The sequence below is a fragment of the Plantactinospora sp. BB1 genome (assembly GCF_003030385.1).
GTDB lineage: Bacteria > Actinomycetota > Actinomycetes > Mycobacteriales > Micromonosporaceae > Plantactinospora.
The window spans coordinates 7,273,002-7,293,526 of sequence record NZ_CP028159.1; the positions used below are offsets into that span (position 1 = coordinate 7,273,002).

Consider the following 20,525-nt stretch of genomic DNA (forward strand, 5'->3'; position numbering starts at 1 on the left):
CGTCACCTCTTGAGCGGCACGCGTCAACCCTAGTGAGGACCAACGACAGGACCCGGCAGCCCCACCAGCGCGGCAACCGCTACCTCTCCGATTCCCTGATGACGTCGGCGACGCCGTATGCGCCGATAGCGAGCAGCCGATCCAGCAGGTCGAGCGCCCGCGAACGCCCCTCCTTCGATGGCGCCTGTGTGTACGCCCGCACCAGCAGCTTGCCTACGCGCCGCGCATCACCTGCGGCGCCAGTCCGGATATCTCCGGCGTCTGTACCGAGGACCTCGACGAACCGGTTGCAGCACTTCAGGACCAAGTCATCGACCCGATCCGGTGCCCGCTCTAGTGTGATCAGCAGTTGCGGCAGAGCGTCAGCGAACGCCGCAGATGCGATAAGGCTCGTGAGGATTCCCTTGAAGGAGCGGAGTCTTTGTGCCCGCAACGCGCCGGCGACCTTGGCGACCGCCTTACGGACCTCCTCCTGCGAATCCTCCATGAACTGCTCCAGAGCCCGCCTCGTCACCTCAACGTTGCCAGTATTCGGAAGGCTCAGGGCGCAGGTAGCAGCTGCGCCAGCACGGAGGGGAACGTCATCCGTGGCCACCACCTGGTCAAGCAGGCCCGATACTTGCCACTGCATGGCCGCCAAGGCGGCAAGCTGGCCGCCTACCTGTCGGGTCTCGTAGATCGGCGATCCAACCATCCGCTCAATCACTGGTATCGCGACCTCAGGATTCTCGTAACCGAGGTACGTGATCAACCGTCCGACGTTGTCGGTGGCCAAAAGCATGTCATCCGCATCGAGCAGGAGAGCGAAGGCATGCAGCGCCTCCGGCCGTGCGTGACGCATGCTGGCGTGGATGAGATGTGCGACGCAGGAGCGGACGGTGATCGCCTGGTCAGACGCCAAGCGATCGAGCACGGGCAGGACGAGTGCCGTCCGGGAGCCATCAGCATCGTGGACAAGAAGGTCGCCCAGAACCTCGGCGTTGCTGCCGCGTGCGGAGTTGGTCCCCGAGCTGTAAAGGTCTTGACCGCCAGTGTGCTCACGATTGGTCTGCCATACCTTCAGGCGGCCATCGGTTGGATCACTGGCGTTGACCGCCCGGTGGAGCACAATCTCTACGAGATCCTGCGGTGCCAGCTTGAGATACTTTCGAAGCGCCCACCCCACCCAGCGGTCGTTGACTGGCTGGCCGAGCGAGGCGATGTGACGGACCGCCTCGAAGGCTGGGGCAGGATCTGACAGTGCCTCAGCCTGTGCCAAGCCTAGAAGGACGGCGCTGCCGTAGGCCGGGGGAGTTTCGGGCGTGAACCGAAGTGCCAGGCGGGCAAACCTCTCTGGGTCGGCCGCCGTCTGCTCTTGGAGCACACCTGCTTGTTCCTGAACACCGCCTGTAAAGGTCTGCCAATCGGTCTTCTCAGTGTTGTGCTTAGCCATCGCGCGCAACCATTGTTCGTCATTCATCTTCTCGGCAGCGTCACGAGGGATAGGCGGGCCTACCGAACCACCCGTAACGCCTTCGGGCTCAGGCGGCTGATCGGCATTCATTCTCCTCCGGAGCTCGCCGAGGCGGCGTCGGCCTACTTCTGAGAGACGCGCCTCGTCCATCGCCGACAGCAGGTTAAACATATACCAGCCTGGACTACCCGTTTCCCAAGGGAAGCGGAGAGACAGGATGGCATTTTCGAGATGCCGGAAGAACTCCTCGGCAACGAACGAATTCGTAGCTTGGATGACCTGTCGTGCGGACCAAACGCCGTTCGAGGTGTAGCCACTTAGGAAACGGTGACTGCCTTGAAGTAGCAGCTCCACTGCCCATTGCGCGAACGGCTCCCCCGCCGTTTTGAGGCCTCCATATAGCAGCCATTGTGCAGTCTCATGAGGATCAGCGGCTAGTAGTTCCAGAGTCGGCCGCGCCGCGACAGGATCACGCTCCACCTGCAGGCGGATGGCAGTGGTAGCCCCGGCAAGGACCGCCTCCTCCAAATCATGCGGGTCGTTATCCGGAAACCGAAAGCTGAAGTGCCTGTCCCGTAGGGGAAGCTTTTCTTGGTCCTCGTACGCCGTCAGGGCCGTCACACGCAGTATGTAGGGAACGATGAGTTCACAGAAAAGCTGCGGGGCACCAGTGGCGGCCAGCGTCACTAGCTTGACTGCGCTGTGGTCCCTGTCGAGGAGCGCAACCACCTTGCACTCATTGTTCAGGGCCATGGCGCCAGGCCGATCAACTAGATACGCGGCGAGCAATTCCACAGCCCACGCTGGTTGATGTCCGCCGAGATCGTCGGCTGCGAGCCACACTTCGCGCTCTGCTCCGTCGAGCTTGCCGTCACGCACGGCCTCTTTGACAAGGTCGAAGATGGCCCGACTTTCGTGAAGGTCAGCGAAGCGTATGACCCATTGAAGCCAACTCGGATATTCAGCCTTCGTCACGTGGGGCCGTAGGATCTGCGCCAGCCGATCCGGGTAACGCTTGGCTGCCGCCGCCATAACGTCCAAGGCGTGCGCCTGATCCGCCTGATCCGCCGAGCCGAGCCACTCCTCGATCATCCCTTCGGCGTCAAGGCGTTCAAACCATCCGACCTGACCGAGCGAACGCCATAACCGATTTTCAAAGGGTGGGTGTGTCTCCATGACATTGGACACCATTGCCCATTCGTCCGCCGTCGGGTTATCGAGCGCGCCAATGATTGTGAGCGCCACGTCTTTTATATGGTAGCGAACGACAGGACTCGTAATTAGCGCCTCGACCTCTGCGACGAAACGGTCTGGCTCCAGCTCGCGTAGGTAGTTCACAATCTGCCGAACCTGTGCTCGCCGAAATAGTTCTTGCTCGCCACCCTCAAGGAACTCAACGAGGGTCTGGTTCCGCCCTGTCCACCCGCGGGCGAAGGCATAATCGAAAAATGCTTCATGAAAGAAGGCAATCTGCTGGCCATCACGAACCAGCACATGCTCTGAAACCAAGACACCCGCATCAACGGACAGGTCGCTGTCGTCAAGGACAGTAATTGGAACCGAAAGGCGTTGCCTTGCGCTTATTGCCACAGCGAGCGTTGACACGACGTCATTGAACCGGACCGAGGCTCGCCTCTGAGTGCAGTGAATTAGCTTGCGCTGCCAGAAGGCGTCAAGCAGATGATTGGTCGTCTGGAATGAGAGCGCGTTCACCTCATCCGCGATATGCCTGAGCAGTACCAGATTCAGCGGTGAGGTGAGGAGCTTCTTTTGTTGAGTATTGAGGGCCGACGCGTCGAGGCCCATTGCTTGGACCGCCTCCGCAACCTGCGTCTCGGACAGATCCCCGACGTGAATGCGAGCCGCGCGTTTCTCGCTCACCAACTCCCGGATACGGTAGTCATTATCGACATCGAACTTACGGCAAGCGAGGACGACGCGCATTTCCGGGAAGGCATACGCCTCACGGACTAGATTGGCGATGGCGTCATAGTTGGTCGGCATCCGGCCGGAGACAAGGCTAACGGCGTCCAACTGGTCAATGATCAGTACGCACTCTCGCTCTCCTGCAGCTGCTGCAAGTGCAGTGACTGGCGAGACGTCCAAGCCGACTCTGCGCCCAAGCTCTGTCGTGGTAGAGAAGGGGTCAAGTCGGTCCAGTCGGAACCCGAGCACGGGCGTTCCGGCTTCGTTCAACGATTGGAACACTTGATGCAACGCAGCGGTCTTGCCGCCGCCCGCCGAACCTGTCAACAGGAACAATCGGTCCGTACCGCTAAACGAATCAACGAGCTGGGTGGCTTCCGTACGGGGTATCGTGGGCTGGAGGAGTTCTCGCTCGATGCTGGCGACCCATCCGGCATTCAGCGACTCGGCCTGCTCGACAATCGCCTTCCCGCGTTGGACGTCAGAACGCCGTAGCCCGTACCGGCTCAGGTCCGCCTCAATCTTGCCGGCATCCAGGCCAACACCGAGATTATTGACAACTAGATCACCAAGACCGACTGCAGCGAGTGTTCCCACTGCACCGTCTAGCTGCAGCTCGGCCAGCGTTGCGTTGACTTCGATGATGTCGTCTTCGCTTGGCCAATCGATCCAGAAGCCTCGGAGTAGGCGCCAAGCGACCTCAGTATCGCCGAAGATGTCAGGCGAACAGAGATCATCAAACGCGTCACGCAGGTCCTTGTTGGTGAGCCAATCGCCGACAAACTGGGCGGCGCTTTCGGCACGTCTCGCTCGATTCGCCAAACTCTTGAGTGCCACGGCTGGCACGATGGATATGAAATGAAACTGTCGGCCCCCATCGACATGATGCCGGACGTTCGCCCATATTCCTTTGTCTTGGAGAGACTTCACAGTCCAACTGTTGGCGTTGTAGTTCTGGCGTTTCAATTGATGAACCTGGACGACATCACCGCGCCAGTAAGTGAATTCAACGCCTAGGGCGAGGTCGCCAAAGTCCTCGACGGTTACGGACTTTGCCCTGCCCGCGAGCACATAGAGAAGATGCCGGACGGTCCACGCGCCCTCATATCGGTTGCCGAACTTGTCGGCTTCGCCACCGGATCGGGGACTCAAGAGCACTCCTCCCTGGTTCGCAATTCGGGCGTACATCCCTCAACCACGCTAAGGGTAAGAATATCTCCTATCTGTCTCGTCTTCTGAATGAGTTCCAAGTTCTGTCAATGCTGCCGATCCGCGAGAGCGGCAGTCTATACGACGACACGGGCAGCCCGGCTGTGGATCGTCGATCAGCAGTCTGCGGCCGTCGCTGTCCGTCCTCGTTTGGCCAATTCACTTGGCCCGAAGGCGCCCCGACCGCGCTCATGAAAAAGATGGGCTCCTGGGCGCCCGCGAGGTTTCAGGTGCCGGACGGATGGGGGACGAGCCACCGACCGGGGCGGACATCACGGACGTGGTCAACTACCTGGAGGGCGAGCGTCTGATCAAAGCTCACCGTAACCTGCACGGGCCGTCCTCTGCGCGGCTGATACACGCGGACAGGCGGGAGATAGAGCAGGCGCTCGCCGAGCCGACCGAGCGAATAGAGCAGGCGCTCGCCGAGCCGACCGAGCGAACGGAGCACTTCGTGCCGCTGGTCAACATCACCAACATCCATGGCTCGGTGATCGGCTCGCAGCTTCAGCAGGGCAGCCCGGGCGCCAGTCAGACCGGGCACTTCGAGATTAACTAGCGTGAGAATGCCGAGGCGTTCATCGCGGCCACCCGAAAGCTCCTAGCGCACGAGGCCGTAGATGCGGAGACCCGATCCGAGGCTGAGGCGGATCTCGCCGTGATGAGCCGCGAGTTGGATCAGCCGAGGGCACCGCTGCGCTGTCCCCCGAGCCGGCATTGCAGGCACGCGTCGCGCCCGTCCCGGGGTTGACATTGTCGCATCCCTTGACTCAAGCTGGTGAGACAAAGCTTGCGACGTACGGAGGTGGGGCATGCGACCGCCAGATCAGACGGATCCGCAGCGGTGGCTGGCCGGGGTGTGGTTGGAGCGGCACGGCCTGGCCGACGTCGAGCCGACCCCGCTGCTCGCGGCGCGGCTGGCGGTGCGGCGGCGGGTCAGGGTCGCCGACAGCCTGCTACTGGCCGCGTTCATCGTCGGCGCGGCACTCACCCACGTGTCGGCGCTGCCGAGCGACGTCACCTCCTCCTGGCTGCCGACGCTGGTGCTGGTGGCGTTGGTGGTCGGCTTGCTGGTGGCGCAGTGGCTGCTCGGCTGGTGGGTGCGGCACGTCGACCGGCGGGCCGGCGCGCGACTGGCCCGGCGGGTTGCCCACCCGGTCCAGCTCGGCTGGTCGGCGGTGCTGGGTCGGTCGTACGCCGTCTTCACGGTCGCCAGCTTCTCCGCCGCCCTACTGCTCGCGGTGAGCGTGCTGGCGGTTCCCGATCCTGGCCTGCGGCGCGGGGCGACCGTCGTCCTGATCGGTCTCACCGGCGCCGCCGTCGGCATCGTGTTGCAACTGCGCAACGTGCTGGCGAGCCCGGCCGTGGCCGACGACGAGGCATCGCTCACCGCCGACGTCATCATGCGGGTCGAGGACGCCCGCGCCCTCGTCACGCCCAGCCTGGTCTGGACGCTGCCGGCCATTTTCCTGTACGGAGAATCGTTCGGCTGGTGGAACGTCGCCTCGATCGGACTCGTGGTGGTGGGCGCCATCGCGTACTGCCTGATCCACTTCCGGAGCACGGGTGTCGGGACGGCGGCCCGACGTGCCATGGTCACCGGATGATCGTCATCGACGCGGGCTCGCCGACTCCGCCGTACGAACAGCTCCGGGCCCAGCTCGCGAGGCAGATCCAGGATCGCACGCTCGCCGTCGGTACGAGACTGCCGACGATCCGTCGGCTCGCGGCCGATCTCAGCCTCGCCGTGAACACCGTCGGTCGGGCCTACCGGGAGTTGGAAGAGGCCGGGCTGATCGAAACCCGTGGCCGGGCCGGTTCGTTCGTCTCGGCGGCCGGCGAGCAGACCCTCGAACAGGCCCGCCGCGCCGCCCACGACTACGCGGCGGTCATCACCAGGATCGGTATCGATCCGGCCGAGGCGGTCCGGATCGTCGAGGCGGCACTCGGCCGGGTAGCGACCCCCTGAGTCAGTCGAGCCCAGCGGCGACCGCAGCGCTCGTACGTGCCACGGCGGGCACGAGCGGTCGAGGTGACGGGTCCGGGGGCGGGTCGACGTACGCGCCCGCAGACCGTCGTCATCTGACAGATGTCTCGGCACCTCCGGTGCATCGACACTTCGAGCACGACCGCCCGGCAGCGCGCCGGGCGCGAACGCTCACGCACGGAGGCGCACCTTGCAGGCACATCCTCGAACCGGCCCACCAATATCCTCGGGGAGGCGCAGATCGGCTCGGAGGCTGTCTGTCCCGTTCCTGGTCCTGACCCTGGTCGCGACCGCAGCGGTCGTGTTGACACCGACCGCCCCGGCATACGCCAACGGCTACTACAACGACATCGAATCCGCGTCGGAGGCCAACCGGAACTGGATGTCCCGGGTACCGGACGACGCCAGCCTGGCCGACCTGTCGGTCCCCGGCACCCACGACACCCTCGCGCTCTGCGGCCATTCGGCAAGCGGGAACGGCGACGACTGCGAGTTCATCTCCACCAGCGTCACCCAGACGCAGGAGCGCCTCGGCTACAGCGCGGAAACGCTGGCCGTCCAACTGGAGGCGGGGATCCGGTCGATCGACATCCGGGTCCGGGTGGACAAGGGCGACGCCGGCCTGACGTTCACCGTCCATCATGGCGTCTACTACCAGTACGCCAACTTCACCGACGTACTGACGAAGATCGAGACCTTCCTCGAGGCCAACCCCGACGAGACGATCCTGCTGAACCTGAAGGCGGAGTGCACGGGCTCGGGCACGACACAGTGCTCCGACGCTGACGGGTACGGCAGCACCCTATGGCGGAGGAACGTCTTCGACTCGTATCTCACCGGGCACTACTACACCGGCGACGGTGAGGAAACGCGTCAGGGCAAGTCCTGGCGGGACCTGTTCTGGGCGGATTCGGTCCACGAAAGCCGGAAGGCGACGACGCCGACCCTCGGCGACGTACGCGGAAAGATCGTCCTGCTCGGGATCCGCGGACCGCACGGTGGCATCTACGACGGCTACGGGATCGGCCAGCTCTACCCGGCCGGCGGCTCCTTCGACGACAACAGGTACGTCCAGGACCAGTACAACGTTCCCACGATCACCGACATCAACGACAAGTGGGAGACCGTCCGGGCTCATCTCCGGAAGACCAACGGAGTGTGGGACGCCAACCGGGGCGAGCAGAGCAGCCACAACCACGAGCCCGGCTCGCTGTACCTGAACTTCACCAGCGGCACCGGTGACACCTCGGCCCATCCCACCACCATCGCCGGTGGCACCCCGACCGCTACCGGAGTCAACCAGTTCCTGCTCCAGTGCCTGCACGGCAGCGAAGACCGCTGCCCGGAGTTCTATCCCGGCCGGTCCGGCAACTTCGGCGGGCGGTCCACGATGGACCGGCTCGGCATCGTGATGATGGACTTCCCCGGCGGTGGCCTGATCGACGAGATCGTCAGCAGGAATCCGACCGGCTCGTCGGTCTTTCCCAACCTCGGTGCCGGCGCCCCGATGGAGCTGCACCTCGGCGGGGACGACGGCGGCAGCCGGCCGGCGGTGCCCGGCGACCACGCGCAGTGCCGCCCGGACGGGATGATCCCGACCGCCGGCACCAACACCCCGTACTGCGACGTCTACCAGGGTGACGGCCGGGAGTGGCTCGGCCAGGGCCGCGAACGGCGGGTGATCGGCTACTTCAACGGCACCCGCACCGGTGCCGACGGCAAACCGCGCTATCTGGCCAACAACATCCCGTGGTCCAGGCTGACCCACGTCAACTACGCCTTCGCCTGGATCGAGGGGAACCGGATCTCGGTCGGTGCGGACGGTCCGGGCAACCCGGCCACCGGGATGACCTGGGACGGGCCCGGCACGGAGATGGACGAGAGCCTGCCGTACCGGGGCCACTTCAACCTGCTGAGCACGTACAAGGACCTGCATCCCCGGGTGAAGACGCTGATCTCGGTGGGTGGCTGGGCGGAGAGCCGCGGCTTCTACCCGATGACCACCAACGCCGACGGCACCACCAACCAGGCCGGGATCAACACCTTCGCGGACTCGGTGGTCGACTTCCTCCGCCGGTACGACTTCGACGGGGTCGACATCGACTTCGAGTATCCGACCGTGCTGGACGACACCGGGAACCCGAACGACTGGGCCGTCGCCCAACCGCGCCGGAAGGGACTGCCGGCGGCGTACACCGCGCTGATGAGGACGCTGCGGGAGCGGCTGGACCGGGCCGCGGCGGCGGACGGCGAGTACTACCTGCTGACCTCCGCCTCGTCGGCCTCCGGCTACCTGGTGCGTGGCATGGAGAACCACAAGGCGCTGCGCTACCAGGACTACACCAACCTGATGGCGTACGACTACCACGGCTCCTGGAACGACGTGGTCGGCCCGAACGCCGCGCTCTACGACGACGGCAAGGACCCGGAGCTGGCCGAGCTGTACAACACCCCGGAGTACCAGAAGATCGGCTATTTCAACACCGACTGGGCGTTCCACTACCTTCGCGGCGCGATGCAGGCCGGACGGATCAACATCGGGATTCCGTACTACACCCGGGGCTGGCGCGACGTCACCGGTGGCGAGAACGGCATGTGGGGGAAGTCGGTCGGTGCGGACTGCCAACCCGGGACCGGCCTGGTCCGGCCCTGCGGCAACGGCGCGGTCGGGGTCGACAACATCTGGCACGACCTCTCCGCCGAGGGCGAGGAGGTCGGCGCGGGCGTCAACCCGATGTGGCACGCCAAGAACCTGGAGCGCGACGTCACGCCCCGCTACACCAGGGCGGTCGGTCTGAGCCCGGAGACCGACCCCGACGACCGGCGTACCGGCACCTACGACCGGCACTGGGACGAGGTGACCCGCACCGCCTGGCTGTGGAACTCGGAGAAGCGCACCTTCCTGTCCATCCAGGACATGCAGGGTCTCGACCAGATCATCGACTACGTCGACCGCAGCGGCGCGGGCGGCGTGATGATGTGGGAACTCTCCGGCGACTACGACTGCCCGGACGAGGCTGACACCAGCGCCAGGAACCCGTGCGTGATGGGCTACACCCTGACCAACCGGCTGCACGAACGGCTGCAGGATTTCGACGCGTACGACAACAGCCGCGGCGCCGGCAGCTCCGCGCAGCGACCCGGCTCGGCGATCGACGTCACCGTCGACCTCGTGCAGTACCCGACCGAGACGGCGAAACTCTGGCCGTTGACGCCGACGGTCCGGATCACCAACAACACCGGGGTGACGATCGGTGGTGGCAAGGAGAACGTCGTCTCCTTCGACCTGCCGACCTCCACGTCCGGACTGATCAAGGACGGCGACTGGCAGACCGGCGAGCAGGGCGGCCGGTGGAAGGTCCAGGCCGGGCACACCGGCCCGAACGCCCGGACCGGACTCGCCGGTGACTTCCACCGGGTGAGCCTGGCGCTGGACTACTGCCAGATCATCCCGGCCGGCAAGAGCCTGGACGTGCCGATCGTCTACTACATCCCGGCCACCGGACCGGTGAACACCACGGTCAAGCTCGGTGCCGCGACGTACGCCCCGGTGACCGAGCACAACCGGGGGGCCGGAAGGGTGAACCCGCCGGCCGGCGGCTGCTCGGCACCGGCCTGGGACGCGGCCAGGGTGTACGACCCGGCGACGCAGTCGGTGGAGAACGTCACCGTGAAGTACAACGGCAACGTCTGGCGGGCCAAGTGGTGGACCCAGGGCAACGCGCCCGGCACCGGGGCCGGCCCGGACCACGAGCCCTGGAAGCTGGTCGGTCCGGCCAGCTGACCCGTACCGGACAAGAGGGGCGTCCGGACGGGAGGGGGCGTCCGGTCGAGAGGGGGCGTCCGGTCGAGAGGGGGCGTCCGGACGAGAGGGGGCGTCCGTCCGGGGTCGACCCGGGCGGGCGCTCCGCCCCGCCACGCCGGCGGGGTCAGTGGTCCGCGGTGACCCCGTCCGGCTCCGCGCTGAACGCGGCGCGGGCGATCTCCACCCGACTCCGCATGCCGAGCTTCGCCAGGATCCGCGAGATGTGCGTCTGGGTCGTCCGCCGGGTCAGGAACATGCTCTGCGCGATGTCCGGCGTCGAACGGCCGGCCGCGACCAGCAGCGCGACCTTCCGTTCGGTCGGGGTCAGCGCCTCCCAGCCGTGCCCGGCACGCTTGACCCGGGCACCCCGTACGCCGCGCCGGACCCCGTACGCCCGCAGCCGCGCCCCGGCCCGGCGGATGTCCCAGGCCGCACCGAAGCCGCCGTACAGCTCGATCGCCTCGTCCAGCACGGCGCGTGCCTCGGCCGTCTCGCCGCACCGCGCGAGGACGACGCCGAGATCCTCCAGCGCTCCGGCGAGGTCCACGGGCGCTCCGGCGCGCCGGTAGTGGTCCACCGCCGAGCGCAGCGGTACCGGATCGCCGTCGTGCAACCCCCGGCACCAGTCGGCGGCCGCGGCGGCCCGGGCCGGCACCTGCTCCGCCGCCGCCTCGGCCAGGCAGGCCCGTACGGCGGTCTCCGCAGCCGACCGGTCGTCCACGGCCAGGGCGAGCCGGACGAGTCCGGGCAGCCACTGGTGGGTCAGCGTCATCTCGCCGGGCCGGCGTTCGAGGAAGTCGCCGAGCAGGGCCAGGGCCAGCGGCCGGTCTCCGTCCTGTTCGGCGGCGAGCGACCGCCCGACCCGGAGGAAGTCGGTGTTCTCCCGGTCGGCGACGGTGACGACGGGGCGGTCGGACACCGCCCGGAGGTGCGCGGCGGCTTCGGCCCGCTCGTCCCGGCGGGCGGCGACGACCGCGGCCACGCCGTGCCACAGCCACCCCGGCCCGCCCTCCCGCAGCCCCCGGTACGTCGACGCCGAGCCGTTCTGCTCGACCGCGTGAAGTTCCGCCAGCGCGTCGTCCCAGCGCCCCAGCCAGTACATCAGCACGCCGGCGGTGACTCCGGAGGTGGTGTCGTCGGCCCGGCCCGCCCGGTGCAGGAACTCCCGCACCTCCCGCAGCGCACCCTCGGCGTCGGTCCACCGGCTGAGGTTCTGTAGCGAGAAGATCCGTCCGTGCAGCGCGAACGCGCGCAGGTCCACGTGGTCGGCGGTGGTGCCGAGGGTTTCGATCGCCCGGTCCACGCAGTCCAGTGCGAGCCGGTGCTGCCGCCGTACGGAGTGGCTGGTCCACATGTCGGTCAGCGCGTACGCCGCCGCGAACGCGTCCCCCGCCGCCTCGCTGATCTCCAGCGCGTTCCGGGCGGTGACGTCCGCCGCGGCCAGGTCTCCGCGGCCGGCTCGCTGGAACATCGCCAGCGAGGCGAGTAGCCGGGCACGCCAGACGTCGGGCAGGTCGACGGCATTGAGGGCCCGGCGCAGGGCGGCGGCCGCCGCGTCGTTGTGCCCACCGCTGAACAGCGCGCGGGCGAGCACCCAGCAGAGGTGGCCACGGTCGGCCGGTTCCACGACGACCGCCAGCGCCTGTCGGGCGCGTACCGTCGCCTCCTCGTGCTGGCCCGTGCCGAGCAGGACCCGGGCCAGGGTCATCCCCAGCACCGCCCGCTCGCGGTCGTCGGTCGGGTCGTGGTCGAGTTCCCGGCGCAGCAGTTCGGCCGCGAGCTGCGGCGTCCGGCCCGCCAGCAGCGGGCCTGCCTCGGTCAGCCAGCGCCGCGCCCACCGGTCGCCGACCACACCGGAGGCCAGCAGGTGCGCGGCGACCCGCTGCGGCTCGACGCTGGCGGCCTCCAACGCCCGGGCCGCGTCGAGGTGGACTGCCGCGCGCAGCGCCGCCGGCATGCTGTCGTGCAGGGCCTGCCGGATCAGCGGGTGCCGGAAACGCATCCGCGGCCCGGCGTCGACCAGGATTCCGGCCGCCACCGCCTCGTTCAGGTGGCCGGAGAAGTCGATTGCCGGCCGACCCAGCAGTACCGCGAGTTCGGTGACCGCGAACTCCCCACCGAGCAGGGTCGCCACCCGCAGCAGGTCGACGGTCTCGGCCGGGACGTAGCTCAGCCGGCTGTCCAGCGCCGCGGCTAGCGACCTCGGCACGGTGGCGAAGGCCGGGTCGCGCACCTCGGCCTGCACGCCGACGTCAACCATCTCCTCGCGGACCAGCGACTCGGCCAGCTCGCGCAGATACAACGGGTTGCCCATCGCCTGAGCAGCCAGCCCGACCAGCCCGGCCCCGGGTGGCGCCCCCAGCAGGCCGGTGAGCAGGTCGAACACCGCAGCCTGGTCCAGCGGACCGAGCGAGATCCGGAGCGCGTCCCGGTCACTGGCCACGGGTCGCAGCCGCTGCACGGCCGGCCGGTGGGAGCCGGGACGATAGGAGAGAACCAGCAGCAACGGCAGATGGACGGCCGCCGAGGCCAGCCTGCGGCAGGCGTCGAGGGAGGCGTCGTCGGCCCACTGGACGTCGTCCACGATCAGCACCGTCGGGCCGGTGCTGCACAGCTCGTCGACGAGGGCGACGACCATCTCGACGGCTGTCGCGTACGTGGCGTCGGCGAGGTCGAGGGCGGGACGCCTGGCGCTCAGGAACGCCGCGATCTCGGTGCGGCGGGGATCGGACGAGCGCGTCCCGATTTCGAGGCAGTCGCAGAGCACGCCGAGTGGCGGCGGGTGGACCAACTGGTCGGCGACGCCCCGCAACACCTGGTAGCCCAGGTCGGTGGCGATCCCCGCGCCGACCGCCACCAGCGACGACTTGCCGATGCCGGGCTCGCCCTCGATCCAGACCACCCCACCGGTACCGGTGTGCAGGCTCGCTACGGCCTCGCGCAACATCGCGGTCTCGGCCACACGCCCGGCCCAGAGCGCTCCGGGATCGGCGGAAAGCGGCATGGCTCCTCGAATATTACAGTGAAGTCCGCCTATCGAGGGTCCCGGATGGACGCAACCGTCGGGTCGGGCAGGTCCGGCCGGACGAGCCAGGTCGCGCCGGTCGTGCGCCGACCCGGTGCGGAGGGGGCGTCCTTCCCTCCGCACCGGGTTCCGCCCGCGTCAGCCGGCGGCGCCGGTGGGCCGCCGCCGTTGACTGGCAGCGCGGATGGCATTTCTCCCGGAACCACATCCGGCGCCGTGGAGACCGGATCCGGTTCGACGGCCCGGCAACGCGCCGGCCGGGTGGCTGAGGTCCAACCGCTCCCGGGTGGTCGTCGGATCGACGCGGGCCGCCGACCGAGACAGTTGCCGAAAAATCTCGGTAATCTGTCCCCGTCGATATGCCGTACCACTATTAATACCCATCGAACGTGCGAGACACAAGACCTGGCTGCCCTGCTTGATGACAGGTTGCAAACTCCCGGAACATGACCGGAAGTTCCGGAGAAGCGATGTGCTCGCACGACCTGGGCGCTCGGCGAGGGGCCTACCGCTGTCGTCGGCCGGGGGTGCCGCCCGGCCCGGCCACGGGCGACCGCCGCCGGCAGGCATCATTGCCACCCATGCTTTGATTGTGGTAAATATGATCGACAATTCGGAAGCCAGTGGGCGTCGATGTCCATTCTGGTCGACCATCCGGTCGATGCCGGCGTTCACGCCCTGGGGGCGTCCGCTGCCCCGGGGTGATCACGGGGAGGACTCCAGTGGGTTCGAGAAAACACGTCTTCAGGCGGCTGGCGCTCGCGGTGTCGTTCGGCATGCTTGCCGCCACCGGCGGCGTCGCGGCTCCCGGCCCGGTCGCGGCGGCACCGGCCCCCGGGGACCAGTCCGCACAGGTGGAGCTGGTGGCGCAGCTTCACCAACTGACCGCCAGCAAGGGCCTGCGCGGGTTCGCCGGCTCGGCACTCGACGCGGACGGCCGGACGGTCCGGCTGTACTGGGCCGGCGACCAACCGTCCGCGCTGCGATCCTTCGCGTCGCGGCTCCGGAGCGGGGTCAGGCTGTCGGTCATCAGCGTCCCCTACGACCAGGAGGAAATCGTCGCTCGCGCCCGAGCCCTGATCAAGGCGGCGAAGCTGCGGGGCATCCCGATCGGGGCGGTCTCCAGCACCTCGGACCTGCGCGGCCTGCACGCGGACGTGGAACCGTCGGCGACCGCGGAACAGCGCGCGGAACTGCGCCGGCTCGGGGCCACCGAGATCTCCGAAGCGGGTGCGATGGTGCCGTTGGCGAGATATTCCGACAGTGCGCCGTTCTGGGGTGGGGCGGTGATCGAGCGTCCCGGGGCGGTCTCCGGGAGTTTCGCGCACTGCTCCACCGGCTTCGCCGCGCGCACATCCTCCGGCACGGTCGGCATGCTGACCGCCGAGCACTGCGGCGCGAACCGCGACTGGACGACCCCCACCGTGCTCGGGCTCTCCTCGGTGCCGGTCGGACGCTCCAACGCCGGACACGCCACCACCGACTCGATGCTCATCACCGGCCGCACCTACTCCGCGTTCCTGTACCGGGGCGACTGGTCGTCCGGGACCGGCCGGCAGGTCACGAGTCGCTCGGGCCCGTCGATCGACCAGAAGGTGTGCGCCGGTGGTGGGATGTCCGGCGAGGTGTGCAACGCGACGGTGCACCGGATCAACGTGATCGGCCCGAACGGTGCCGGGCCGGGTTACTTCGCGCGTACCTCGTCGTCGAGCGTTCCGCTCGCGGGACAGGGCGACAGCGGAGGTCCCGGGTTCGCCGTCGCGGTCTCGAACGGCAACATCACCGCGCTCGGCATCGTCAGCTCGGCGTACCTGACGGACAGGGCCACGAGCTGCCCCGGCGGCACCTCCAACCCTTGGAACAACTCCGTACCGGCGCGTGAGTGCTTCTACAACGTCCACTTCATCAACCTGACCGCGATCGAGGCCGCGCTCGGCGTGTCGGTGATGACCAGCCCGTGACCGCCAGGGCGTTCGTCGTCGTACTACATCAGCCGCGCGACCGGAGATGGATGCGGCTGATCGCTGAACCGTACGTCGACAGCGTCGCCGAGGGCCTCTCCATGCCGCCCCGGGTGGTGGTACGGCTCAGGCCCGACGTCTCGGCCGAGCAGGCCGACGAGATCGCGGAGGCGTTCCGGGCTCACCTCGACGGCGAGCCGGTCACTGTCGAGATCCGGCCCACCTGACGCCGCCCGGGCAACCGCCGCATGCGGTGCCCGGGCGGATCGCGGTTCTGCGCCGCACCGTGCGCAGCAGGGGTGGCGGATACGCGTCCCTGCTGGCACTCGACCGCCTGCTCGCCGCCCCGGCCGGTCGGCCGCCCGCAAGCGGCTGACCCGGCCGAGCAGGCGCTCGGGCATTCGCTGCCGCATGCGCCGGACGCCCGGCACGACCTCTGGCTCACCGTCCGCGCCCTCGAAACCTTGCGGAGCGGCACCCCCTCGACCGACCCGCGTAAGGCGGCAGGCTCCCGTTCCGCCTGGTGGTTGGTCTAGTGGCTCATCCATCCTGAGGCGGGAGGAGCCACCGATCCCGCCTCACCCGCACCCGGCGCGCGTTGTCGGTGGCGACCGCCCAGGTCGAGCGGGCGCCGCCGGACGCGAGGTCGACAATGCGAGGCCGTCGACCAGGGATCCGCCACCGCCACGGTGCGGTGAGCACCGCCCGCGACGGGTACGACGGATCCCCGGTCGACGCTGGGCCTAGCCTCGGCGGTAGACGGAGACGTGGCTGCCGCTCTCCGCGCCGAACGGCCGACGGTGCCAGTCGGCGTACCGCTCGGCGAGCCGGAGACCGGCCCGCTCCGCCATCTGGTCGATCTGCTCGGGCCAGGCGTACCGCATGCCGAACGGCTTGAGGTGCACACCCTGACCGTCGAACCTGATCGTCTGCCGGACGAACGTCTGCGCGTCCCGGTCGAACCGGTGCAACCGGATCGTCGCCGACTCCTCCGTCACGTCCCACACCTGGACCTGCTGCTCGGTCCGGTCCATGTCGGCCGGGTCCGGGACGTACGTCTCGATCACGAACGCGCCGCCCGGGGCCAGCACCCGCGCGACGTTGCGGAAGCAGTCCTCCTGCCGCCCGGCGTCGACCAGGTTGAACAGCGTGTTGTAGACCAGATAGGCCAGGGTGAACGGCCCGTCGACCGGTACGTCCGCCATGTCACCGATGACGACCGGAAGCCGCTCGCCACCGGGCTTGGCACGCAACTGTGCCACCATCTCCTCGGACGCCTCGACGCCCTCGACGGCGAGGCCGCGGGCGGCCAGCGGAAGGGCGACCCGGCCGGTGCCGATCGCGAGTTCCAGCACCGGGCCGCCATCGGCGAGACCTTCGAGGAAGTCCACCGCCGGACCCGGGTCCGGGTTGGTGCCCTTGTCGTAGCCGGCGGCCCAGAGCCGGCCGAAGAGGCCGGGATCGTCGAGAAGGGACATCACGCGCCCTCCTCGTGCGGGGCCGGCCGAGAAGCCGGGGATACTGCCGTCGGGCGCGCCCTACCGGCGCCCGCCGCTGTGCTGGTCGTGAAGACCGACGTACTCATGAAGCCTCATATCCTGGGGGTAGACGACACCTGCTCGCTGACGGGACATCGGCGCTCGTGGCATGGCCGTCTCCTCTCGATTGGCTTCGGCTCGGCTCCGGCTCGGCTTCCGGTTGGCCGGCAACGGTCAGGACATCAGAGGCCGACTCGCTCCGGCAACCGATTTACCGCCCCGGCCTGCTAACGTCCGGGCGGACCGGGCGGGGCGGCGGCCGGGCCGAGCAGGTCCCACAGGTTGCCGGCGATGTCCCGGAACACCGCCACCCGGCCGTACGGCTCGGCCCTCGGCGGGCGTACGAACTCGACGCCGGCCGCTGTCATCCGGCCGTACGCGGCGTCGAAGTCGTCGACCCGGAGGAAGAACCCGACCCGGCCGGCCACCTGAGCGCCGACCACGGCAGTCTGCGGCTCGCCGTCGGCGCGGGCGAGCAGGATGCCGGTCTCGGCGCTCGGTGGCCGGACCACGACCCACCGTTTCGGGCGACCGTCGTTGGTCAGCGACGGCGAGTCCTCGACCAGGTCGAAGCCGAGCACGCCGGTGAAGAACTCGATCGCCGGGTCGTACTCCGCCACCACGATGGTCACCAGGTCGATCCGCATCAGGCGGAGCCTAGCCGGGCTGCGGAGCCTGCCCGGTCCGCCCTGCGGCGCGTACCCGGTCGAGGTAGTCGACCAGGGCGCGCATCTGATCGACCGGCCACGGGAGGTTCCGGCCGAGTACCCCGCTCTGCTCGTCCCACATCCGCCGGGCCGCCGCCCGGGTCCGCTCGCCGTCGGCGCCGGGCGGGTGGAACCGGCCGGCCAGCGCGTCCCAGCGGGCGACCAGGGCCCGTACCGCCGGGTCGTCGGTCGGGGTGCCGTCGCGTACGTGCCGGAGCAGTTCGGTGACGAGTTCCGCCCATTCCGTCCGGGCCGCCTCGACTCCGTCCGGGCCGATCGACGCCCGCCGCCGCGCCAGTTGCTCCCGCTCTTCGGTGCTGAACGAGGTTTCGAACACAGAGATCATCTCCAGGGTCGTCAGGAACTGGTCCGGGCCGGGCATCGACGCCGCGTCGATCTGGTCGAGCAGCCCCTGTAGCCGCTCGGTGAGCTGGCCGAGCCGGGCCGCCTGTGCCGCCAGTCCCCGCAGTTGGGCGGCCAGCAGCTCGCGCATCCCGGCCAGGTCGTCCGCCGACCCGGCCAGCGCGACCGCGACCTCCTCCAGGGACAGCCCGAGCCCGCGCAGCGCGCGTACCCGGTAGAGCCGGCGCAGGTCACCCTCGGTATACCGGCGGTGCCCCGAACTGGTGCGCTCGGCGGCCCGCAACAGGCCGATCTCGTCGTAGTGGTGCAGGGTGCGGACGGTGGTCCCGGTGGCCCGGGCCAGCTCACCGATGCTCCACCGACGTCCGGCGTCGTCTCTCCCGGTCACGTCCGGAACGCTACGACCTCCCGCGACGTCAGGTGCAACCGCGAAACAGCACCGTCCCGGAGCGGGCCGCAGCCGGGCCGCAGCCGGGCCGGAGAGCGGATCGGCCTCCGCCGACGTCCCGGTACGCTGGCTCCGCCCACCGGCTCGACCGGCCTTCCGGCCAGCGCCGTGGCGCGGGTGGCGACCGGCCGGGGCGTCGCGGTCGGGGCGACGGAGCGGCACCGGACTTCGCCGCCCCGGGGGGAGTACGGATCCGCCGCCCCGGAAGGACGTACCGAGGAGTCAGCACCCGATGAGCCGCGAACCAGGGGACGTGGCCGCGCCGAGCCGTGCCGATGATCTGCTGACCCTCGCCCGCCTCTCCGTCGGGCGGGACGCGGTGCGGGCCATCCTGGACTGGCTCGGGCGGCGTACCGGTGGATCGGCCCTGCTGGTCGGGGCCGATCGGAGGGTACTCGCCGGAGCGGCCGACCGGCTCGGACCCGGCACCCCGCTCTCCCGGGTCGTCGGCGCCGCCGTCGCGGACCTGTCCCGGCGCGGGTCGAACGCCGCCGTGGTCGACACCGCCGGACCGGCCCGGGTGCACCTGCTGCGGCTGGCCGGCGGCGACCCGGACCGGTCCGCCGCCGCACTGGTCGCCCGGGCCGAGGAACAGCTCGGGTACCTCGTGGTGGTCGCCGCCCCCGAGCGGCAGCTCGGCGAACTCCTCGCCGACGCCGCGCGGACGCTCTCGCTCTGTTGGCGGATCGAGGAGGCGGACCGGGCCCGCCGGCGGATCGCCGCCGCCGACGCGCACGGCCGGGAGGCGGTGCTGCACCTGTTGATGGTCGGCGACGTGCCGCCCGCCCGGCGGATCGCCTCGGCGCTGCGGCCGCAGCTGCCCGAGGCACTCCGGGTCTGTGTGATCGAGTGTGTCGGCCGGCAACGGTACGAGGTCGCCGCCGAGATCGACCGGTCGCTGGCCGGCCGGGCCTGGATCGTGCCCTGTCCGGTCCGCTCGAACCATCTCATCGCGCTCGTCCCGGCCGAGCCGTCCGGCGGCGACGCCCCGGCACCGAGCCGGGAGACCGCCCAGCAGGGTGCCGGACGGGTTGATCCGGCGGACCGGCTCGGGCGGCTGATCACCACCCGGGCCCGGCAGTGCCGGGTCGGGATGAGCGAGCCGGTTCGGTTGCCGGAGACCGCCAGCGGGTACGAGCAGGCCTTCCACGCGCTGGCGGTGGCCCGGGCCACGACCGGGTACGCCCGGTTCGACCGGCAGCACGAGCTGGCGCCGCTCACCGGCCCGGATGGGTACGCCTGGGCCGAGCGGCTGCTGCGACCCTGCCTCGATCACACGCCGGCCCGGCGGGCCGACCCGGGGGCGGCGGAGTTGCTCGGCACGCTCAACTCGTGGCTCGCCTTCGACAGTGCGGCCAGCCGACACCTCAAGATCCACCGGAACACCCTGGCTGGCCGGCTGCGACTGCTCAACGCGCTGCTCGGACTGGATCTCCTCCGGGTCCGGGACCGCTCCGCCGCCTGGCTGGCGCTGCGGCTGCGCGACGCACCACGCCCGCAGAGCCCGGAAGCCGCCGTCCCACGGTCGCAGAGTCCGGAACCCGGCACGTCCCGGCCGCAGAGTCCGGAACCCGGCACGTCCCGGCCGCAGAGTCCGGAACCCGGCACGTCCCGGCCGCAGAGTCCGGAACCCGGGACGGTGTCGGCCGGAGGGGTTCCGGGCGGCCGGGAGGTCACCCTCGACCACCTGCTCGCCGCCCCGGCCGTTACGGCGTGGGCCCGGACCCGGCTCGGGCCGCTGCGGCCGGCGGACCGGTCGCTCGGGTTCGAGACGGTACGGGCCTGGCTGGCCGCCGACACCAGTCTCGCCGCCACCTCGGCCGCGCTCGGCATCTCCGTCTCGGCCACCCGCAAGCGGCTCTCCCGCGCCGAGCAGGCGCTCGGGCGTTCGCTGCTGCACGCGCCGGACGCCCGGCACGAACTCTGGCTCGCCGTACGCGCGCTCGAACTGGCCGAGGGCTGACCGTCGCGCGCCGACCCGGGCACGGCAGCACCAGCACCGGCACCGGCACCGGGCACCAGACACCAGGCACCAGCGCCGACACAGGCACCGGCACCGGCACCGGCACCGGGCTCACTGTGCACGGCGGCACCGGCACGGCG

At 69.3% G+C, this 20,525-nt stretch carries 12 protein-coding genes; 7 read left to right on the forward strand and 5 right to left on the reverse strand.

The window, feature by feature from the left end; translation table 11 throughout:
* Nucleotides 1-79 precede the first annotated feature (79 nt).
* Nucleotides 80-4,537 (reverse strand): ATP-binding protein, encoded by a 4,458-nt coding sequence (locus C6W10_RS31865; protein WP_107262780.1) that lies wholly within the window; start codon nucleotides 4,535-4,537, stop codon nucleotides 80-82.
* Nucleotides 4,538-4,829: 292 nt separating this feature from the next.
* On the opposite strand from C6W10_RS31865, the gene C6W10_RS31870 reads away from it, so the two are divergent.
* The 4 genes from C6W10_RS31870 (at nucleotide 4,830) to C6W10_RS31885 (ending at nucleotide 10,359) form a co-directional block, all read left to right on the forward strand.
* On the forward strand, nucleotides 4,830-5,147 hold the full coding sequence (locus tag C6W10_RS31870; RefSeq protein WP_107262781.1) for a hypothetical protein: 318 nt from the start codon (nucleotides 4,830-4,832) through the stop codon (nucleotides 5,145-5,147).
* A gap of 253 nt (nucleotides 5,148-5,400) precedes the next feature.
* Nucleotides 5,401-6,195, forward strand: a complete 795-nt coding sequence (locus C6W10_RS31875) for a hypothetical protein (protein WP_107262782.1) — start codon at nucleotides 5,401-5,403, stop codon at nucleotides 6,193-6,195.
* On the forward strand, nucleotides 6,192-6,557 hold the full coding sequence (locus C6W10_RS31880; protein WP_107262783.1) for a GntR family transcriptional regulator: 366 nt from the start codon (nucleotides 6,192-6,194) through the stop codon (nucleotides 6,555-6,557). The genes C6W10_RS31875 and C6W10_RS31880 overlap by 4 nt, the downstream gene beginning before the upstream one ends.
* A 319-nt stretch (nucleotides 6,558-6,876) precedes the next feature.
* Nucleotides 6,877-10,359, forward strand: coding sequence for a phosphatidylinositol-specific phospholipase C domain-containing protein (locus C6W10_RS31885; protein ID WP_107262784.1), 3,483 nt, complete (start codon nucleotides 6,877-6,879; stop codon nucleotides 10,357-10,359).
* 145 nt (nucleotides 10,360-10,504) lie between these two features.
* On the opposite strand, the gene C6W10_RS31890 is transcribed toward C6W10_RS31885, so the two are convergent.
* A complete protein-coding gene (locus tag C6W10_RS31890; protein WP_107262785.1) occupies nucleotides 10,505-13,384 on the reverse strand; it encodes an AAA family ATPase in 2,880 nt (959 codons plus the stop codon).
* 743 nt (nucleotides 13,385-14,127) lie between these two features.
* On the opposite strand from C6W10_RS31890, the gene C6W10_RS31895 reads away from it, so the two are divergent.
* Nucleotides 14,128-15,366 (forward strand): hypothetical protein, encoded by a 1,239-nt coding sequence (locus C6W10_RS31895; protein ID WP_159104846.1) that lies wholly within the window; start codon nucleotides 14,128-14,130, stop codon nucleotides 15,364-15,366.
* 50 nt (nucleotides 15,367-15,416) lie between these two features.
* Nucleotides 15,417-15,593 (forward strand): hypothetical protein, encoded by a 177-nt coding sequence (locus tag C6W10_RS37645; protein WP_159104847.1) that lies wholly within the window; start codon nucleotides 15,417-15,419, stop codon nucleotides 15,591-15,593.
* 516 nt (nucleotides 15,594-16,109) lie between these two features.
* On the opposite strand, the gene C6W10_RS31900 is transcribed toward C6W10_RS37645, so the two are convergent.
* From C6W10_RS31900 to C6W10_RS31910, 3 genes are all read right to left on the reverse strand, one after another.
* The gene (locus C6W10_RS31900; RefSeq protein ID WP_107262787.1) at nucleotides 16,110-16,844 is read right to left on the reverse strand and encodes a class I SAM-dependent methyltransferase; all 735 of its coding nucleotides are present in this window, start codon (nucleotides 16,842-16,844) and stop codon (nucleotides 16,110-16,112) included.
* 287 nt (nucleotides 16,845-17,131) lie between these two features.
* Nucleotides 17,132-17,551, reverse strand: a complete 420-nt coding sequence (locus C6W10_RS31905) for a VOC family protein (RefSeq protein WP_107262788.1) — start codon at nucleotides 17,549-17,551, stop codon at nucleotides 17,132-17,134.
* 10 nt (nucleotides 17,552-17,561) lie between these two features.
* Nucleotides 17,562-18,362: a MerR family transcriptional regulator gene (locus tag C6W10_RS31910; RefSeq protein ID WP_107262789.1), complete on the reverse strand. Its 801-nt coding sequence runs from the start codon at nucleotides 18,360-18,362 to the stop codon at nucleotides 17,562-17,564.
* A 292-nt stretch (nucleotides 18,363-18,654) separates the two neighbouring features.
* Here C6W10_RS31910 and C6W10_RS31915 point away from each other — a divergent pair, with 292 nt between their 5' ends.
* A complete protein-coding gene (locus C6W10_RS31915) occupies nucleotides 18,655-20,385 on the forward strand; it encodes a helix-turn-helix domain-containing protein (RefSeq protein ID WP_107262790.1) in 1,731 nt (576 codons plus the stop codon).
* Nucleotides 20,386-20,525 lie beyond the last annotated feature (140 nt).

Excerpts from the sequence above, each read along its gene's own strand:
- C6W10_RS31870 (WP_107262781.1), top strand. The coding sequence starts at position 4,830 with ATGGGGGACGAGCCACCGACCGGGGCGGACATCACGGACGTGGTCAAC.
- C6W10_RS31875 (WP_107262782.1), top strand. The coding sequence starts at position 5,401 with ATGCGACCGCCAGATCAGACGGATCCGCAGCGGTGGCTGGCCGGGGTG.
- C6W10_RS31880 (WP_107262783.1), top strand. The coding sequence starts at position 6,192 with ATGATCGTCATCGACGCGGGCTCGCCGACTCCGCCGTACGAACAGCTC.
- C6W10_RS31890 (WP_107262785.1), bottom strand. The coding sequence starts at position 13,384 with ATGCCGCTTTCCGCCGATCCCGGAGCGCTCTGGGCCGGGCGTGTGGCC.
- C6W10_RS37645 (WP_159104847.1), top strand. The coding sequence starts at position 15,417 with ATGCGGCTGATCGCTGAACCGTACGTCGACAGCGTCGCCGAGGGCCTC.
- C6W10_RS31900 (WP_107262787.1), bottom strand. The coding sequence starts at position 16,844 with ATGTCCCTTCTCGACGATCCCGGCCTCTTCGGCCGGCTCTGGGCCGCC.
- C6W10_RS31905 (WP_107262788.1), bottom strand. The coding sequence starts at position 17,551 with ATGCGGATCGACCTGGTGACCATCGTGGTGGCGGAGTACGACCCGGCG.
- C6W10_RS31915 (WP_107262790.1), top strand. The coding sequence starts at position 18,655 with ATGAGCCGCGAACCAGGGGACGTGGCCGCGCCGAGCCGTGCCGATGAT.